This is a genomic window from Streptomyces filipinensis (genome assembly GCF_014649495.1).
GTDB classification, from domain to species: Bacteria; Actinomycetota; Actinomycetes; order Streptomycetales; family Streptomycetaceae; genus Streptomyces; species Streptomyces filipinensis.
The window spans coordinates 16022-30579 of record NZ_BMTD01000018.1 but is presented as its reverse complement, the minus strand read 5'-3'; the positions used below and the strand labels follow the sequence as shown (position 1 = coordinate 30579).

Sequence of the window (14558 nt, the reverse complement as noted above, 5' to 3'; positions counted from 1 at the left end):
TGCCTCAGGACTCCTGGGTGACGGAGACGAGAACGTCGTCCCCTTCGATCTTTACGGGGTATACGGGGACGGGGCGCGTGGCCGGGAGGCCGGACGGCTTGCCGGTGCGCAGGTCGAAGGCGGAGCCGTGCAGCCAGCACTCGATCTGGCAGTCCTCCACCTCGCCCTCGGAGAGCGAGACGTTCGCGTGGGAGCAGATGTCGTAGATGGCGAACACCTCCCCCTCGGTGCGGACGAGCGAGACCGGCGTGCCGTCGAGTTCCACCCGCTTCGGGGTGTCCTCCTCCAGCTCGCTCAGCCCGCAGGCGCGTACGAAGGTCATGCGACCGAAGCCTCCAGCTCTTCCTCGATCTTGGCGAGCAGGCGCTCCTCGATGTCGGCGACACCGATCTGCTGGACCAGTTCGGCGAAGAAGCCGCGGACCACGAGGCGGCGGGCCTCGTGCTCCGGGATGCCGCGGGCCATCAGGTAGAAGAGCTGCTCGTCGTCGAAGCGGCCGGTGGCGGAGGCGTGGCCGGCGCCCACGATCTCGCCGGTCTCGATCTCCAGGTTCGGCACCGAGTCGACGCGCGCGCCGTCCGTGAGGACCAGGTTGCGGTTCATCTCGTAGGTGTCCGTGCCCTCGGCCTTGGCCTCGATGAGCACGTCACCGATCCAGACCGCGTGCGCGTCGTCGCCCTGGAGCGCGCCCTTGTAGACGACGTTCGACTTGCAGTGCGGGGTGTTGTGGGTGACCAGCAGGCGGTGCTCCTGGTGCTGCCCGGCGTCGGTGAAGTACAGGCCGAACAGCTCGGCCTCGCCGCCGGTGCCGGCGTAGGCGACGCGCGGGTGCAGGCGTACGAGGTCGCCGCCGAAGGTGACCACGAACGACTTGAAGGTGGCGTCCCGGCCGATCAGCGCGTTGTGCTGGCCCACGTGCACGGCCTTGTCGTCCCAGTCCTGGACGGAGACGACGGTCAGCTTGGCGCCGTCGCCCAGGACGTAGTCGACGTTGGCGGCGAGCACCGCGTCACCGGTGTGGTCGATGACGACGACGGCCTCGGCGAAGGCACCCAGCTCGATCACCTGGTGGCCGTAGGCGACCCCGCCCTCGCCGTGCACGGCGATACGGATCGGCTCGGTGAGCACCGTCTCCTTGGGGACGGTGACCACGCCGGCCTGCTCGAAGGCGGAGTACGCCTGGGCGGCGACGCGGTCCACCGGGGTGCCGGCCCTGCCGATGCGGGCGTCGTCGCGGCCGACGGTCTCGACGGTCACGCCCTCGGGGGCCTGGACGTCCACCTTCACGCCGTCGCCGGTGGCGACCGCGGTGCCGTCGTGCAGCCCGCGCAGCCGCTCCAGCGGGGTGAACCGCCATTCCTCCTCACGGCCGTGCGGGACCGGGAAGTCCGCCACGTCGAAGGACGGGGGCGCGCTCATGCGCGAGACGACGGTCGACTCGGCGGCGACCGCGATCTGGCCCGCGGTGGTGGACCCCACGGGGATGTTCTGAGCCTCAGCCATGGCTGTCGGTCTGCTCTCTTTCCTGCGTCAGATTTCGCTAGCTGTCGTCCGGAGCGCGGGTCTTAGCCGACCGCGCCTTCCATCTGCAGCTCGATCAGCCGGTTGAGCTCGAGGGCGTACTCCATGGGCAGCTCCTTGGCGATCGGCTCGACGAAGCCGCGCACGATCATCGCCATCGCCTCGAACTCGGTCAGGCCACGGCTCATCAGGTAGAAGAGCTGGTCCTCGGAGACCTTGGAGACGGTCGCCTCGTGCCCCATGGACACGTCGTCCTCGCGGACGTCGACGTAGGGGTACGTGTCGGAGCGCGAGATGGTGTCGACCAGCAGCGCGTCGCACAGCACGTTGGACTTGGAGCCGTGGGCACCCTCGCCGATCTCGACCAGGCCGCGGTACGAGGTGCGGCCGCCGCCGCGCGCCACCGACTTGGAGACGATGTTGGACGAGGTGTTCGGGGCCATGTGGACCATCTTCGAACCGGCGTCCTGGTGCTGGCCCTCGCCCGCGAAGGCGATGGACAGGGTCTCGCCCTTGGCGTGCTCGCCCATCAGGTAGACGGCCGGGTACTTCATCGTCACCTTGGAGCCGATGTTGCCGTCGATCCACTCCATGGTCGCGCCCTCGTAGGCCACGGCGCGCTTGGTGACCAGGTTGTAGACGTTGTTCGACCAGTTCTGGATGGTCGTGTAACGGCAGCGGGCGTTCTTCTTGACGATGATCTCGACGACCGCGCTGTGCAGCGAGTCCGACTTGTAGATCGGGGCGGTGCAGCCCTCGACGTAGTGCACGTAGGCACCCTCGTCGACGATGATCAGGGTCCGCTCGAACTGGCCCATGTTCTCCGTGTTGATGCGGAAGTAGGCCTGCAGCGGGATCTCGACGTGGACGCCCTTGGGCACGTAGATGAAGGAGCCGCCGGACCACACGGCGGTGTTCAGCGCGGCGAACTTGTTGTCACCGGCCGGGATGACCGTGCCGAAGTACTCCTTGAAGAGCTCCGGGTGCTCCTTCAGGGCGGTGTCGGTGTCGAGGAAGATGACGCCCTGCTCCTCCAGGTCCTCGCGGATCTGGTGGTAGACGACCTCCGACTCGTACTGGGCGGCGACGCCGGCGACCAGGCGCTGCTTCTCGGCCTCCGGGATGCCCAGCTTGTCGTAGGTGTTCTTGATGTCCTCGGGCAGGTCCTCCCAGGACTCCGCCTGCTTCTCCGTGGAGCGCACGAAGTACTTGATGTTGTCGAAGTCGATGCCCGAGAGGTCGGAGCCCCAGTTCGGCATCGGCTTCTTCTCGAAGAGCTTCAGGCCCTTCAGGCGCAGCTTGGTCATCCACTCCGGCTCCGACTTCTTGCCGGAGATGTCGCGGACGACCTCCTCGTTCAGGCCGCGCCTGGCGGAGGCACCGGCCACGTCGGAGTCGGCCCAGCCGTATTCGTACTTGCCCAGGCCCTCGAGTTCGGGGTGGGCAGTCTCCGTGGGGAGAGTCATGCGGGGTTCCTCCCGGCCGTGCTTGCAGGTGCGTCAGTGGATGTCTTGGGGATGAACGTCGTGCAGACGCCGTCGCCGTGCGCGATGGTCGCCAGTCGCTGGACGTGGGTACCCAGCAGCTCCGCGAAGATCTCCGTCTCCGCCTCGCACAGCTGCGGGAACTGCTCCGCGACATGGGCGACCGGGCAGTGGTGCTGGCACAGCTGCTCGCCGACCGGTGCGCTGCGCGCCGTGGCAGCGTACCCGTCGACGCTCAAGGCCTTGGCCAGTGCTTCGGCGCGCTTGTCGGGCGTCACGGCCTCGATCGCCTTGCGGTACGCGCTCGCCTGGGCGGCGATCCGGGCGCGGGCGAAGGCGGCGACCGCCTCGGGGCCGCCCCCCTGCTCGGCGATCCAGCGGAGCGCGTCCACGGCCAGCTTGTCGTACGACTGGTCGAAGGCGTCCCGGCCGCAGTCGGTCAGCGCGAAGACCTTGGCGGGGCGGCCGCGCGTGCGCGTGCCGTAGACCCGCTGCTCGCGCGCCTCCACGACGTCGTCGGCGACCAGTGCGTCCAGGTGACGGCGGACGGCCGCCTGGGTCAGTCCCAGCCGGCCGGCGAGATCGGCGACGGTCGACGGGCCGTGGTCCAGGATGGAGCGCGCGACTCGGTTGCGCGTGGAGCGCTCACCGGTCGCGAGTTCCTCCTGCGGGGCCCCCAGGGGGGTCTCCCGAGCCTCGCCGACGTTTTTCACAACGCCATTGTTGCGTAATTCCGCAGAACCTGACAAGCGCCGTTCGGATCATCGAGCGGTGCCCTGCGTCACTTAGGCATACCTAATCTGACCTGCGAAAACGATCTTTGATCGATCATCCGGCAGGTAATCGGGTGACAGCGCAAGGGCCCGTGGAGGAGACTCCCGGACCATGCCCACACCCCCTCCGACCGGCCCTCTTGTCTCCCGGGACACCGTCGCCACCCAGCTGCGCGCGCTGGGTGTCGAGTCCGGCGAGATCCTCCTCGTCCACACCTCACTCAGCTCCCTCGGCTGGGTCAACGGAGGCGCCGTCGCGGTCGTCCAGGGACTTCTCGACGCCCTCGGCCCGACGGGCACGCTGGTCGTCCCGACCCAGTCCGCGGAACTCTCCGACCCGGCCGTGTGGGGGAACCCGCCCGTGCCCGAGGAGTGGTGGGACCGGATCCGCGCCACGATGCCCGCCTACGACCCGCTGGTCACCCCCGCCCGCGGGGTCGGTGTGCTCCCGGAGACCGTGCGCACCTGGCCCGGGGCGCTGCGCAGCGCCCATCCGCAGACCTCGTTCGCCGCGCTCGGCCCGCGCGCCCGTGACATCACCGACGGCCACGCGCCCGACTGCCGCCTCGGCGAGCGCAGCCCGCTGGCCCGGCTGGAGCAGCTGGGCGCCCGGGTGCTGCTGCTCGGCGCGGGCTACGACGCCTGCACCAGCTTCCACCTCGCCGAGTACCGCATACCCGGGCCGCTGGTGCGGGTGGGTCGGCCCGGGCCCGACGGCTGGGAGACGGTGACGGAGGTGTCGATCACCTCGGACCGGTTCGACGAGCTGGGCCACGACTTCGAGCGGGACCGGCCCGTCGTGCGCGCGAAGGTGGGCGCGGCGGACGTACGGCTCTTCCCGGTGGCGGACGCCGTGGCCTACGCGGAGCGGTGGCTTCCACTGCACCGGCCCCGTGCGGAGGAGTTCCCCCACCCCCGCGCCTGATCGGCCCGCGGTCTCCCTAGACTCTGGGTTCATGCGCAGTGAGCCCGCCCGCCCGTCTCCCGACCACCACCCCTCACCGGGACGCTTCGCGTCGCACCCGCTGATCGAGGTCCAGGCCCTGGTGAAGCGGTACGGCACGAAGACCGCGGTGGACGGCCTCGACCTGGTGGCCGGGGCGGGCGTGACCGCCGTCCTCGGTCCCAACGGGGCGGGGAAGACGACCACGGTCGAGACCTGCGAGGGGTACCGGAGGCCGGATTCCGGCACGGTGCGCGTCCTGGGCCTCGACCCGGTGCGCCAGTCCGCCGAGCTGCGTCCCCGTATCGGTGTGATGCTCCAGTCCGGCGGTGTGTACTCCGGTGCCCGCGCCGACGAGATGCTCCGGCACGTCGCCAGACTGCACGCGCACCCCCTGGACGTGGACGCGCTGATCGAGCGGCTGGGTCTGGGCAGCTGCGGGCGGACCGGCTACCGGCGGCTGTCCGGCGGCCAGCAGCAGCGGCTCGCGCTCGCCATGGCCGTCGTGGGACGCCCGGAGCTGGTCTTCCTGGACGAGCCGACGGCCGGCCTGGACCCGCAGGCCCGCCGGGCCACCTGGGACCTGGTGAAGGACCTGCGCGCCGACGGTGTCTCGGTGATCCTCACCACGCACTACATGGAAGAGGCCGAGCAGCTCGCCGACGACGTGGCGATCATCGACGGCGGCCGGGTCATCGCCCAGGGCTCCCCGGAGGAGCTGTGCAAGGGCGGCGCCGAGAACACCCTGCGCTTCACCGGCCGCCCCGGCCTCGACGTGGGCTCCCTGCTCAAGGCGCTCCCGGCCGACTGCACGGCCGCCGAACTGACCCCGGGCAGCTACCGGGTCGTCGGCAAGGTCGACCCGCAGCTGCTGGCCACCGTGACCTCGTGGTGCGCCCAGCACGGCGTGATGCCGGACCGGATCTCGGTGGAGCGGCACACCCTGGAGGACGTCTTTCTGGAGCTCACAGGCAAGGAGCTGCGTTCATGACCACCGCCACGGGTGCCTACGCCCCGAAGCCCGGCGCGGCGCCCCTCCCCCGCATGATCGCGGCGCAGGCGGCGCTGGAGACGAAGATGCTGCTGCGCAACGGTGAGCAGCTGCTGCTGACGGTCGTCATCCCGACGCTGCTGCTGGTGCTCTTCAGCTCCGTGGACATCGTCGACACCGGCAAGGGCGCGGCGGTGGACTTCCTGGCCCCCGGCGTCCTGGCGCTGGCGGTGATGTCGACGGCGTTCACCGGGCAGGCCATCGCGACCGGCTTCGAGCGCCGCTACGGTGTGCTCAAGCGGCTCGCCTCCTCACCGCTGCCCCGCTGGGGCCTGATGACCGCCAAGACGGCGTCCGTGCTGGTCACGGAGGTTCTGCAGGTGATCCTGCTGACGGTGATCGCCTTCGCGCTGGGCTGGTCCCCGCACGGCAGCCCCGCTGCCGTCCTGCTCCTGCTGGTCCTCGGTACGGCCGCCTTCTCCGGGCTCGGTCTGCTGATGGCGGGCACGCTGAAGGCGGAGGCGACGCTGGCCGCCGCCAACCTCGTCTTCCTGCTGCTGCTCGTCGGCGGCGGCGTCATCGTGCCGCTGGAGAAGTTCGGCCCGGCCGCACAGCACGTGCTCGGGCTGCTGCCCATCTCCGCGCTGTCGGACGGCCTGCGGGACGTCCTCCAGCACGGTGCCGGGATGCCGTGGGGCGACCTGGGCGTCCTCGCCGCGTGGGGGGTCGTCGGGCTGGCCGCGGCCGGGAAGTTCTTCCGCTGGGAGTGAGCAGGACGACAGCGCCGGACCGGGACCCTCGTGAACGCATGCACAAGCGGCGGCCTACGATGGTGCGCGTGCCAAAGCTGAACCGCGCCGACGCCGTAGCGGCCCTGCGCAACCCGCTCGCCTTCATCGCCGACCGCTGGACCCCGGAGCCCCGGACCGTCCAGCGGGCGGCCCTCGCCGCGCTCGTCATGTCGGTGGTCATCGTCGTCACCGGCGGTGTGGTCCGGCTGACCGCCTCGGGCCTCGGCTGCCCGACCTGGCCCGAGTGCACCGACGGCTCGCTGACGCCGACGCAGGCGCTGAGCTATCACAGCGCCATCGAGTTCGGCAATCGCATGCTGACGTACGTGCTGTGCGCCGCGGTCGGCTGGGCGATCATCGCCGCCCGCTCCGCGAAGCCGTACCGGCGCAGCCTGACCCGGCTGGGCTGGGCCCAGTTCTGGCTCGTGATGAGCAACGCGGTCATCGGCGGCATCGTGGTGCTCGTGGGCCTCAATCCGTACACCGTCGCGGTGCACTTCCTGTCGGCGACGGCTCTCGTGGCGGTCGCCGCGGTGATGTGGCAGCGCACCCGCGAGGGCGACGGCGCCCCCCGGCCGCTGGTCGGCAAGGCCGTACAGCAGCTGGTGTGGTTCCTGGTGGCCGCGTCCCTGCTGCTGATCGTGGCCGGCACGGTGGTCACGGGAGCAGGGCCGCACGCGGGCGACTCCAGCGACGTCAAGCGGATCCCCGTCGACTGGGAGACCGTGGCCAAGATGCACGCGGTGCTGGCCTGGATCGTGGTGACGCTGACGTTCGCGCTGTGGTTCGTCCTGAAGGCGGTGGACGCCCCCAGGGGTCCGCTGTCGCGGACCCGCGAGCTGTTCGTCGTGCTGCTGTGCCAGGGGGTCGTGGGGTACGTCCAGTACTTCACGCATCTCCCGGAGGCCCTGGTCGCCGTGCACATGCTCGGTTCCTGCGTGATGTGGATCTGGGCCCTGCGCGTCCTCCTGTCCTTGCGGGAGCGCCCGGAAGCCGCCGTGGACCTGCCGGGCCCCTCCGCCGAGGTGACGGTCGGCGCCCGCGCGTGAGCCGACGCGTCAGCCGTACGTGCTGACCAGCGCGTCGATCGCGGGTCCCAGGTAGGCGCGGGTCAGCTCGGCGCGGCGGGCCGGCCAGTCCGGGGCGGCCGGTGCGGACGCGCCGTCGTAGCGCCGGCGGGTGATGTCGTCGACGATCTCGGCGGGAGCTCCGAGCGACGCGAGCTCGGCCAGTGCCTCCCCCTTGGAGATCAGCCGCCCGTCGCGCAGGGTCACGGTGGCGCGGGCGAAGGTCAGCAGCCCCAGGTCGACCCACACGTCCTGCCACCACAGCCGCGCCCGGTCGACCGCCGGCCGCCAGTAGTCGCGCTGGTCCCGGACGACGAAGGCGTTGAGCTGCCGGTCGGGCACCGGCGGGAGCAGGCCGCCGGGAGGCTCACCGTGCAGCACCCGGCCGAAGTCGTGCAGCTCCCGCCGGGTGACGGGGGTGACCGGGCGGCGCATCACGCGCGCGTGCGCCCAGGTGAGATGCGCGCGGTCCGGGTTCTCCAGGGCGGCCGGGCCGAGATAGCTGCAGTGGAGTTTCGCGGCGAGCGGTTCGGCCCGCAGGCGGCGGTGCAGGCTCACCACCCGCCGCACCGTCCGCAGGTCCACCGGCCCCGGCAGGACGGCGATCAGGTCCAGGTCGCTGCGGCCCTCCTGATAGTCCCCGCCGGCCAGGGAGCCGTGCGCCCAGACGGCGCGGGGCCCGAGGTCCGACAGGTCACGCACAAAGCGGGCGAGGAGCTTCTCGGTCTGCATCCGCCCAGTCTGGACAGCTCACCCCAGACCGTAAACCCGGCGCGCGTTGTCCGCCGCGACCATCCGGGCCACCCGCTGGGCGTCCTCCAGGGACCAGGCGCCGTCGGCCACCCAGGTGCCCAGGATCCGGGCCAGGGCCTCGCGGAAGAGGCGGGCGCCGACGACGTGCAACTCGGGCAGGCCGTGCGCGCCGGTGGAGAAGAGGATCTTGCCGAAGGGGGCCAGCTCCAGGATCTCGGCGAGGACCGGGGCCGCGCGGGCGCCGGTGCGCACGAGGGCTGCGCCGGAGTCGGTGTAGACGTGCGGGAAGACCCCGGCCAGGTGGGCGGCGTGGCGGTGGTAGGGATAGCCGTGCAGCAGGATCAGGTCGGTGCCGAGGCCGGCCGTAGCCCGCACGAAGTCGGTGAGCAGCACGGGGTCGGTGCGGTCGATGCGGGAACCCGGCTCGCCCAGCCCGGCGTGCAGTTGCAGGGGCAGTCCGGAGGCGACCGCGTTCCACAGCAGGTGCCGGAGCAGCACCGGATCGGTGAGCGTCCCGCCGACCCGCCGCCCGGCCAGCCAGCGGCCCGCCGCGCCCCGTACCTCCCCCGGCCCCGGCGGCTCGGGGGCGAGGGCCAGGCCGTGGCGCAGGCCGGCGACGGAGGTGAAGGCGACGGCGTTCGCGGCGGCGCCGTGCACGGACTCGGCGAGGTTGGCGAGGAAGGACTCGACGGTGCCGGAGGTGTCGGCGACCTGCTCGGCGAGCAGCTCCAGCCGGACGATCTCGCGGGCCTGGGCGTCCCCGTCGCAGGCCATCTCGGCGGGGCCGGTGAGGTCGCCGGGCAGGCCGGTGTCGACCAGGTACGTGGTGATGCCGCTGCCGCGCAGCAGCCTGCGGCCGGCTTCCAGTACGCCCAGTTCGCGGCGCCGGGCCAGATAGCGTGCGGGCGGGCAGTGCGGTTCCAGGCCGAGCAGGGGCGGGCACCAGCGCCGTACGGCGAAGCCCGTCTGGGTGTCGAAAAGGGTGGTGCCGGGCGCGGGCGGGCCCTCGGTGCGGGCGAGCTGGGCCTCGAAGGTGCCGAGGCCCAGTTCCGTGCGGAGCACTCCGTGGCAGTACTGGTCCACCAGGGACGGCGTTTCGATCATTCCGGCTCCCCGTAGGACGCGGGTCTTGCACGTCCTAACGGGTGAACGGGGTATGAGGTCGCGGATCAGCTCGGGGCTGCGGGTTGTTTGGCGGCTTCGGACCGTATGTGGCTGATCGCGCCCCCGCGGCGGAGCCGCATGTCGATACGATCCCGCACCTTTCGGGCGCGGGAGATCAACCGCCGATCTGTATGCCGGCCATCCGCTTCCACTCGTACGCGCCGGTCGTCACCTTCGCCGCGAACTCGCCGTCGAACGACTCGTGGACGGTGATGCCGGACTTCTCCACGGCCTTCTCGGCGATCTCGGTGCTGGGGGCCACGAGGTCGCCCCAGCCTCCGTCCTCGCCCACGAGCACGATACGGGCGCCGCGCTCGCCGATGTGGGCCACCTGGCCCTCGGCGCCGCCGTGGGCCTTGGCGAAGGTGCTGATCTGGTGGGCGAGCTTCGCCGCCGTGCGCTCGGCCTTCGGGTCAACCTGCTGCGTGTCTGCCATGACCAGGATGCTACTCACGAGTAGATCGACTGGCGAGGGCAGACCCGTGTGACGTGCGTCAGCGCAGGAAGGGGTCCACCGCGACGGCGACGAACAGGATCGACACGTAGGTGATCGACCAGTGGAAGAGCCGCATCTCCTTCAGCTTCACGCCGGTCACCTCGGCCTTCGCCCGGTTCTGCAGCCCATGCGCCTCCCACAGCCAGAAGCCGCCGGCCGCGAGGGCGACCACCGTGTAGAACCAGCCGGTGTAGCCGAGCGGGGTGAGGAGCAGGGAGACCAGGACCATCACCCAGCTGTAGATGACGATCTGCCGGGCGACGACCTTGTTGGAGGCGATGACCGGGAGCATCGGCACGCCCACGCGCGCGTAGTCCTCCTTGACCTTCATGGACAGCGGCCAGTAGTGCGGCGGCGTCCAGAAGAACATGACGAGGAAGAGGATGACCGGCGCCCAGGACATCGAGTTCGTGACCGAGGACCAGCCGATGAGCACCGGGAGGCAGCCGGCGATGCCACCCCACACGATGTTCTGCGAGGTACGCCGCTTGAGGATCATCGTGTAGACGACGACGTAGAAGAGGAGCGCTCCGAGTGACAGCCAGGCGCTCAGCCAGTTGACGGTGAACCCGAACAGCAGCGTGGACACGACCGCCAGGGTGATGCCGAAGGCCAGGCACTCGGGCGGGCTGACCATGCCGGTCACCAGCGGCCGCTGCGAGGTGCGGTCCATCAGGGCGTCGATGTCCCGGTCGATGTACATGTTCAGCGCGTTGGCGCCGCCCGCCGACAGGTAGCCGCCGACGCAGGTCAGCAGGACCAGCCCCAGGTCGGGCACACCCCGCTGGGCCAGGAACATCACCGGAACGGTGGTGATGAGCAGCAGCTCGATGATCCGCGGCTTGGTCAGCGCCACGAACGCCTTGACACGGGCCCCGAACGGCCGGTGAACCGGGCCCTGGTTCGCCCCACGAACCACACCCGCTGGACGGGATTCGACGGCCGTCACGCACACCCCTGACAGAGACATCCCAGCAAGCCCGCCCGTGTGAAGTACCGGTAAAGGCTCGCGCGTACCACGCCACTTTAGACGTTGCCCATACCCCGGCCTTCGCGGGGGTGGGGTCGTGTTGGCGCACGCCCCATAAGAGGGGACCCGCCACTCGATTGAGCGCTCAGATGACCCCCGCCGTATTCATGTGCCAAATGGCGCGTTCGGCCAGTCGGGAGGCGGATCGCGCGCAGTCCCTGCAGTCTGGAAACACTCGAAAAAATGCACGTCCTCACGGGGGTAGGCTCGACAGCGGCCGGCGGGCGCCAAGCACGCCGGCGGCCGGGTGGGCGCATGCCCCGAAGACCGGCGACCGACATGTGGAGAGGAGCCCTGACCCAGGGTGAGCACCAAGCCGACCACCACAGACCTTGAGTGGACCGAGCTGGACCAGCGGGCCGTGGACACCGCCCGGATCCTGGCCGCAGACGCCGTACAGAAGGTCGGCAACGGCCATCCCGGTACGGCGATGAGCCTGGCTCCGGCCGCCTACACCCTCTTCCAGAAGGTGATGCGGCACGACCCGGCCGACCCCGAGTGGGTGGGGCGCGACCGCTTCGTGCTGTCCGCCGGCCACTCGTCCCTGACCCTCTACACCCAGCTGTACCTGGCCGGCTTCGGCCTGGAGCTGGACGACCTGAAGGCCTTCCGCACGTGGGGTTCGAAGACCCCGGGCCACCCGGAGTACGGCCACACCAAGGGTGTGGAGACCACCACCGGCCCGCTCGGGCAGGGTGTGGCCAACGCGGTGGGCATGGCGATGGCCGCCCGCTACGAGCGCGGTCTGTTCGACCCCGAGGCCCCGCAGGGCGAGTCGCCCTTCGACCACTTCATCTACTGCATCGCCGGTGACGGCTGTCTGCAGGAGGGCATCTCCGCCGAGGCCTCCTCGCTGGCCGGGCACCAGAAGCTCGGCAACCTGATCCTGCTGTGGGACGACAACCACATCTCGATCGAGGGCGACACCGAGACGGCCGTCTCCGAGGACACCGTCAAGCGGTACGAGGCCTACGGCTGGCACGTGCAGCGCGTCGAGCCGCAGGACAACGGCGACCTGGACCCGGCTGCCATCTACGACGCCGTCCAGAAGGCCAAGGCGGTCACCGACCGGCCGTCCTTCATCGCGATGCGCTCGATCATCGCCTGGCCGGCCCCGAGCGCCCAGAACACCGAGGCCGCGCACGGCTCGGCGCTGGGCGAGGACGAGGTCGCGGCCACCAAGCGCGTCCTCGGCTTCGACCCCGAGCAGAGCTTCCAGGTCGAGGACGAGGTGATCGCCCACACCCGCAAGGCCCTGGAGCGCGGCGCCCAGGCGAAGGCCGAGTGGGAGAAGTCCCTGCAGCTGTGGCGGGACGACAACCCGGAGCGCTCGGCCGAGTTCGACCGCATCAGCAAGGGTGAGCTGCCCACCGGCTGGGAGGAGAAGATCCCGGTCTTCGAGCCCGGCAAGGGCATCGCCACCCGTGCCGCCTCCGGCAAGGTGCTGCAGGCACTCGGCGCGGTCATCCCCGAGCTGTGGGGCGGCTCCGCCGACCTGGCCGGCTCGAACAACACGACCATCGACAAGGACAGCTCCTTCCTGCCCGAGGGCAACCCGCTGCCCGAGGCCAACCCCTACGGCCGCACCATCCACTTCGGCATCCGCGAGCACTCCATGGGCGCGGAACTGAACGGCATCACCCTGCACGGGAACACCCGCGTCTACGGCGGCACCTTCCTGGTCTTCTCCGACTACATGCGCAACGCCGTGCGCCTGTCGGCCCTGATGCACCTGCCGGTGACGTACGTGTGGACGCACGACTCCATCGGCCTCGGCGAGGACGGCCCGACCCACCAGCCCGTCGAGCACCTGGCCTCGCTGCGCGCCATCCCGGGCCTGAACATCGTCCGCCCGGCCGACGCCAACGAGACGGCGATCGCCTGGCGCGAGATCCTGGCGCGCTACACCAAGGAGTTCGGCAAGGGCCAGCCGCACGGCCTCGCCCTCACCCGTCAGGGCGTGCCGACGTACGAGCCCAACGAGGATGCCGCGCGCGGCGGTTATGTCCTCTTCGAGGCGGAGGGCGGCGAGCCGCAGGTGATCCTGATCGCCACCGGCTCCGAGGTGCACGTGGCCGTCGAGGCGCGTGAGCAGCTGCAGGCCGGCGGCGTTCCCACCCGTGTGGTGTCCATGCCGTCCGTGGAGTGGTTCGAGCAGCAGGACCAGGGGTACCGGGACTCGGTGCTGCCGCCGTCCGTCAAGGCCCGTGTCGCCGTGGAGGCGGGCATCGGGCTGACCTGGCACAAGTACGTGGGGGACGCCGGCCGCATCGTTTCCCTGGAGCACTTCGGTGCTTCCGCCGACGGCAAGGTGCTCTTCCGCGAGTTCGGCTTCACTGCGGAGAACGTGGCCGCCCAGGCCCGGGAATCCCTCGCCGCCGCCCAGCGCTGACGCTCATATACGACACGTAGGAGATGTAATTCCATGACAGACGCACTCAAGCGCCTCTCCGAGGAAGGCGTCGCGATCTGGCTGGACGACCTGTCGCGCAAGCGGATCACGTCCGGCAACCTCGCCGAACTGATCGACCAGCAGCACGTCGTGGGCGTCACCACCAACCCGACGATCTTCCAGAAGGCGATCTCGCAGGGCGACGGCTACGACCAGCAGCTGTCCGACCTCGCCGCCCGCAAGGTCACCGTCGAAGAGGCCATCCGCATGATCACCACGGCGGACGTCCGCGACGCCGCCGACATCCTGCGCCCCGTCTTCGACGCCACCGGCGGCAAGGACGGCCGGGTCTCCATCGAGGTCGACCCGCGCCTGGCGCACCACACCAAGGCCACCGTCGCCGAGGCCAAGCAGCTCGCCTGGCTCGTCGACCGTCCCAACACGCTGATCAAGATCCCGGCCACCCGGGCGGGTCTGCCGGCCATCGCCGAGACGATCGGCCTCGGCATCAGCGTCAACGTCACCCTGATCTTCTCGCTGGAGCGGTACCGGGCCGTCATGGACGCCTACCTCTCCGGCCTGGAGAAGGCCCGGGAGCGCGGCCTGGACCTGTCCCTGATCCACTCGGTGGCGTCCTTCTTCGTGTCCCGTGTGGACACCGAGATCGACAAGCGCCTGGACGCTCTCGGCACGGACGAGGCCAAGGCGCTGCGCGGCAAGGCCGCCGTCGCCAACGCGCGTCTCGCCTACCAGGCGTACGAGGAGGTCTTCTCGTCCGACCGCTGGCAGGCGCTGGAGAACGCGGGCGCCAACAAGCAGCGTCCGCTGTGGGCGTCGACCGGCGTGAAGGACCCGGCGTACCCGGACACGATGTACGTCACCGACCTGGTCGCGCCGAACACGGTCAACACCATGCCGGAGGCCACGCTGGAGGCCACCGAGGACCACGGTGAGATCACCGGCGACACCGTCTCCGGCACCTATGAGCAGGCGCGTGCGGACCTCGACGCGCTGGAGCGGCTCGGCATCTCGTACGACGACGTCGTGCAGGTGCTGGAGGACGAGGGCGTGGAGAAGTTCGAGGCGTCCTGGAACGACCTGCTGAAGTCCACCCAGGCGGAGCTTGAGCGCCTCGCCCCTTCGGAGGGCTGAC

14 protein-coding genes are annotated in these 14558 nt (G+C 70.5%); 6 read left to right on the top strand and 8 right to left on the bottom strand.

The window, feature by feature from the left end; all coding sequences use genetic code 11:
• Positions 1–4 precede the first annotated feature (4 nt).
• The 4 genes from IE244_RS31720 to IE244_RS31705 all read right to left on the bottom strand — a co-directional run bounded on the left by IE244_RS31720 (position 5) and on the right by IE244_RS31705 (position 3718).
• Positions 5–322, bottom strand: a complete 318-nt coding sequence (locus tag IE244_RS31720) for a non-heme iron oxygenase ferredoxin subunit (RefSeq protein ID WP_191877031.1) — start codon at positions 320–322, stop codon at positions 5–7.
• Positions 319–1503, bottom strand: a complete 1185-nt coding sequence (gene sufD, locus IE244_RS31715; RefSeq protein ID WP_191877030.1) for a Fe-S cluster assembly protein SufD — start codon at positions 1501–1503, stop codon at positions 319–321. The genes IE244_RS31720 and sufD overlap by 4 nt, the downstream gene beginning before the upstream one ends.
• Positions 1504–1565: 62 nt before the next feature.
• Complete coding sequence (gene sufB / locus IE244_RS31710; protein WP_031166078.1) at positions 1566–2987, bottom strand: Fe-S cluster assembly protein SufB; 1422 nt, start codon at positions 2985–2987, stop codon at positions 1566–1568.
• Positions 2984–3718: a helix-turn-helix transcriptional regulator gene (locus IE244_RS31705; RefSeq protein ID WP_031166080.1), complete on the bottom strand. Its 735-nt coding sequence runs from the start codon at positions 3716–3718 to the stop codon at positions 2984–2986. The genes sufB and IE244_RS31705 overlap by 4 nt, the downstream gene beginning before the upstream one ends.
• Before the next feature lie 172 nt (positions 3719–3890).
• Between IE244_RS31705 and IE244_RS31700 the strand changes: the two genes are divergently transcribed.
• Genes IE244_RS31700 through IE244_RS31685 form a run of 4 tightly spaced genes read left to right on the top strand, consistent with a single transcriptional unit; the run spans position 3891 to position 7552 of the window.
• Positions 3891–4703 carry an AAC(3) family N-acetyltransferase gene (locus tag IE244_RS31700; RefSeq protein WP_191877029.1) on the top strand — a complete coding sequence of 271 codons (813 nt, stop codon included), beginning with the start codon at positions 3891–3893 and terminating at the stop codon, positions 4701–4703.
• Positions 4704–4734: 31 nt separating this feature from the next.
• On the top strand, positions 4735–5712 hold the full coding sequence (locus tag IE244_RS31695; protein WP_373305798.1) for an ABC transporter ATP-binding protein: 978 nt from the start codon (positions 4735–4737) through the stop codon (positions 5710–5712).
• Positions 5709–6482 (top strand): ABC transporter permease, encoded by a 774-nt coding sequence (locus IE244_RS31690; RefSeq protein WP_191877028.1) that lies wholly within the window; start codon positions 5709–5711, stop codon positions 6480–6482. The genes IE244_RS31695 and IE244_RS31690 overlap by 4 nt, the downstream gene beginning before the upstream one ends.
• Positions 6483–6541: 59 nt before the next feature.
• A complete protein-coding gene (locus tag IE244_RS31685) occupies positions 6542–7552 on the top strand; it encodes a COX15/CtaA family protein (RefSeq protein WP_191877027.1) in 1011 nt (336 codons plus the stop codon).
• Between the two features lie 9 nt (positions 7553–7561).
• On the opposite strand, the gene IE244_RS31680 is transcribed toward IE244_RS31685, so the two are convergent.
• The 4 genes from IE244_RS31680 to IE244_RS31665 all read right to left on the bottom strand — a co-directional run bounded on the left by IE244_RS31680 (position 7562) and on the right by IE244_RS31665 (position 10938).
• Positions 7562–8302, bottom strand: a complete 741-nt coding sequence (locus tag IE244_RS31680) for a nucleotidyltransferase domain-containing protein (protein WP_191877026.1) — start codon at positions 8300–8302, stop codon at positions 7562–7564.
• 18 nt (positions 8303–8320) lie between these two features.
• The gene (locus IE244_RS31675; protein ID WP_191877025.1) at positions 8321–9427 is read right to left on the bottom strand and encodes an amidohydrolase family protein; all 1107 of its coding nucleotides are present in this window, start codon (positions 9425–9427) and stop codon (positions 8321–8323) included.
• A 175-nt stretch (positions 9428–9602) separates the two neighbouring features.
• Positions 9603–9923: a hypothetical protein gene (locus IE244_RS31670; RefSeq protein WP_031166095.1), complete on the bottom strand. Its 321-nt coding sequence runs from the start codon at positions 9921–9923 to the stop codon at positions 9603–9605.
• Between the two features lie 58 nt (positions 9924–9981).
• Positions 9982–10938 (bottom strand): heme o synthase, encoded by a 957-nt coding sequence (locus IE244_RS31665; protein WP_031166097.1) that lies wholly within the window; start codon positions 10936–10938, stop codon positions 9982–9984.
• 379 nt (positions 10939–11317) lie between these two features.
• On the opposite strand from IE244_RS31665, the gene tkt reads away from it, so the two are divergent.
• Positions 11318–13405: a transketolase gene (tkt, locus tag IE244_RS31660; RefSeq protein WP_191877024.1), complete on the top strand. Its 2088-nt coding sequence runs from the start codon at positions 11318–11320 to the stop codon at positions 13403–13405.
• Between the two features lie 33 nt (positions 13406–13438).
• Entirely contained in the window at positions 13439–14557 is a 1119-nt protein-coding gene (gene tal / locus IE244_RS31655; RefSeq protein WP_191877023.1) for a transaldolase, read from the top strand.
• The last annotated feature ends 1 nt before the right edge of the window (position 14558 follow it).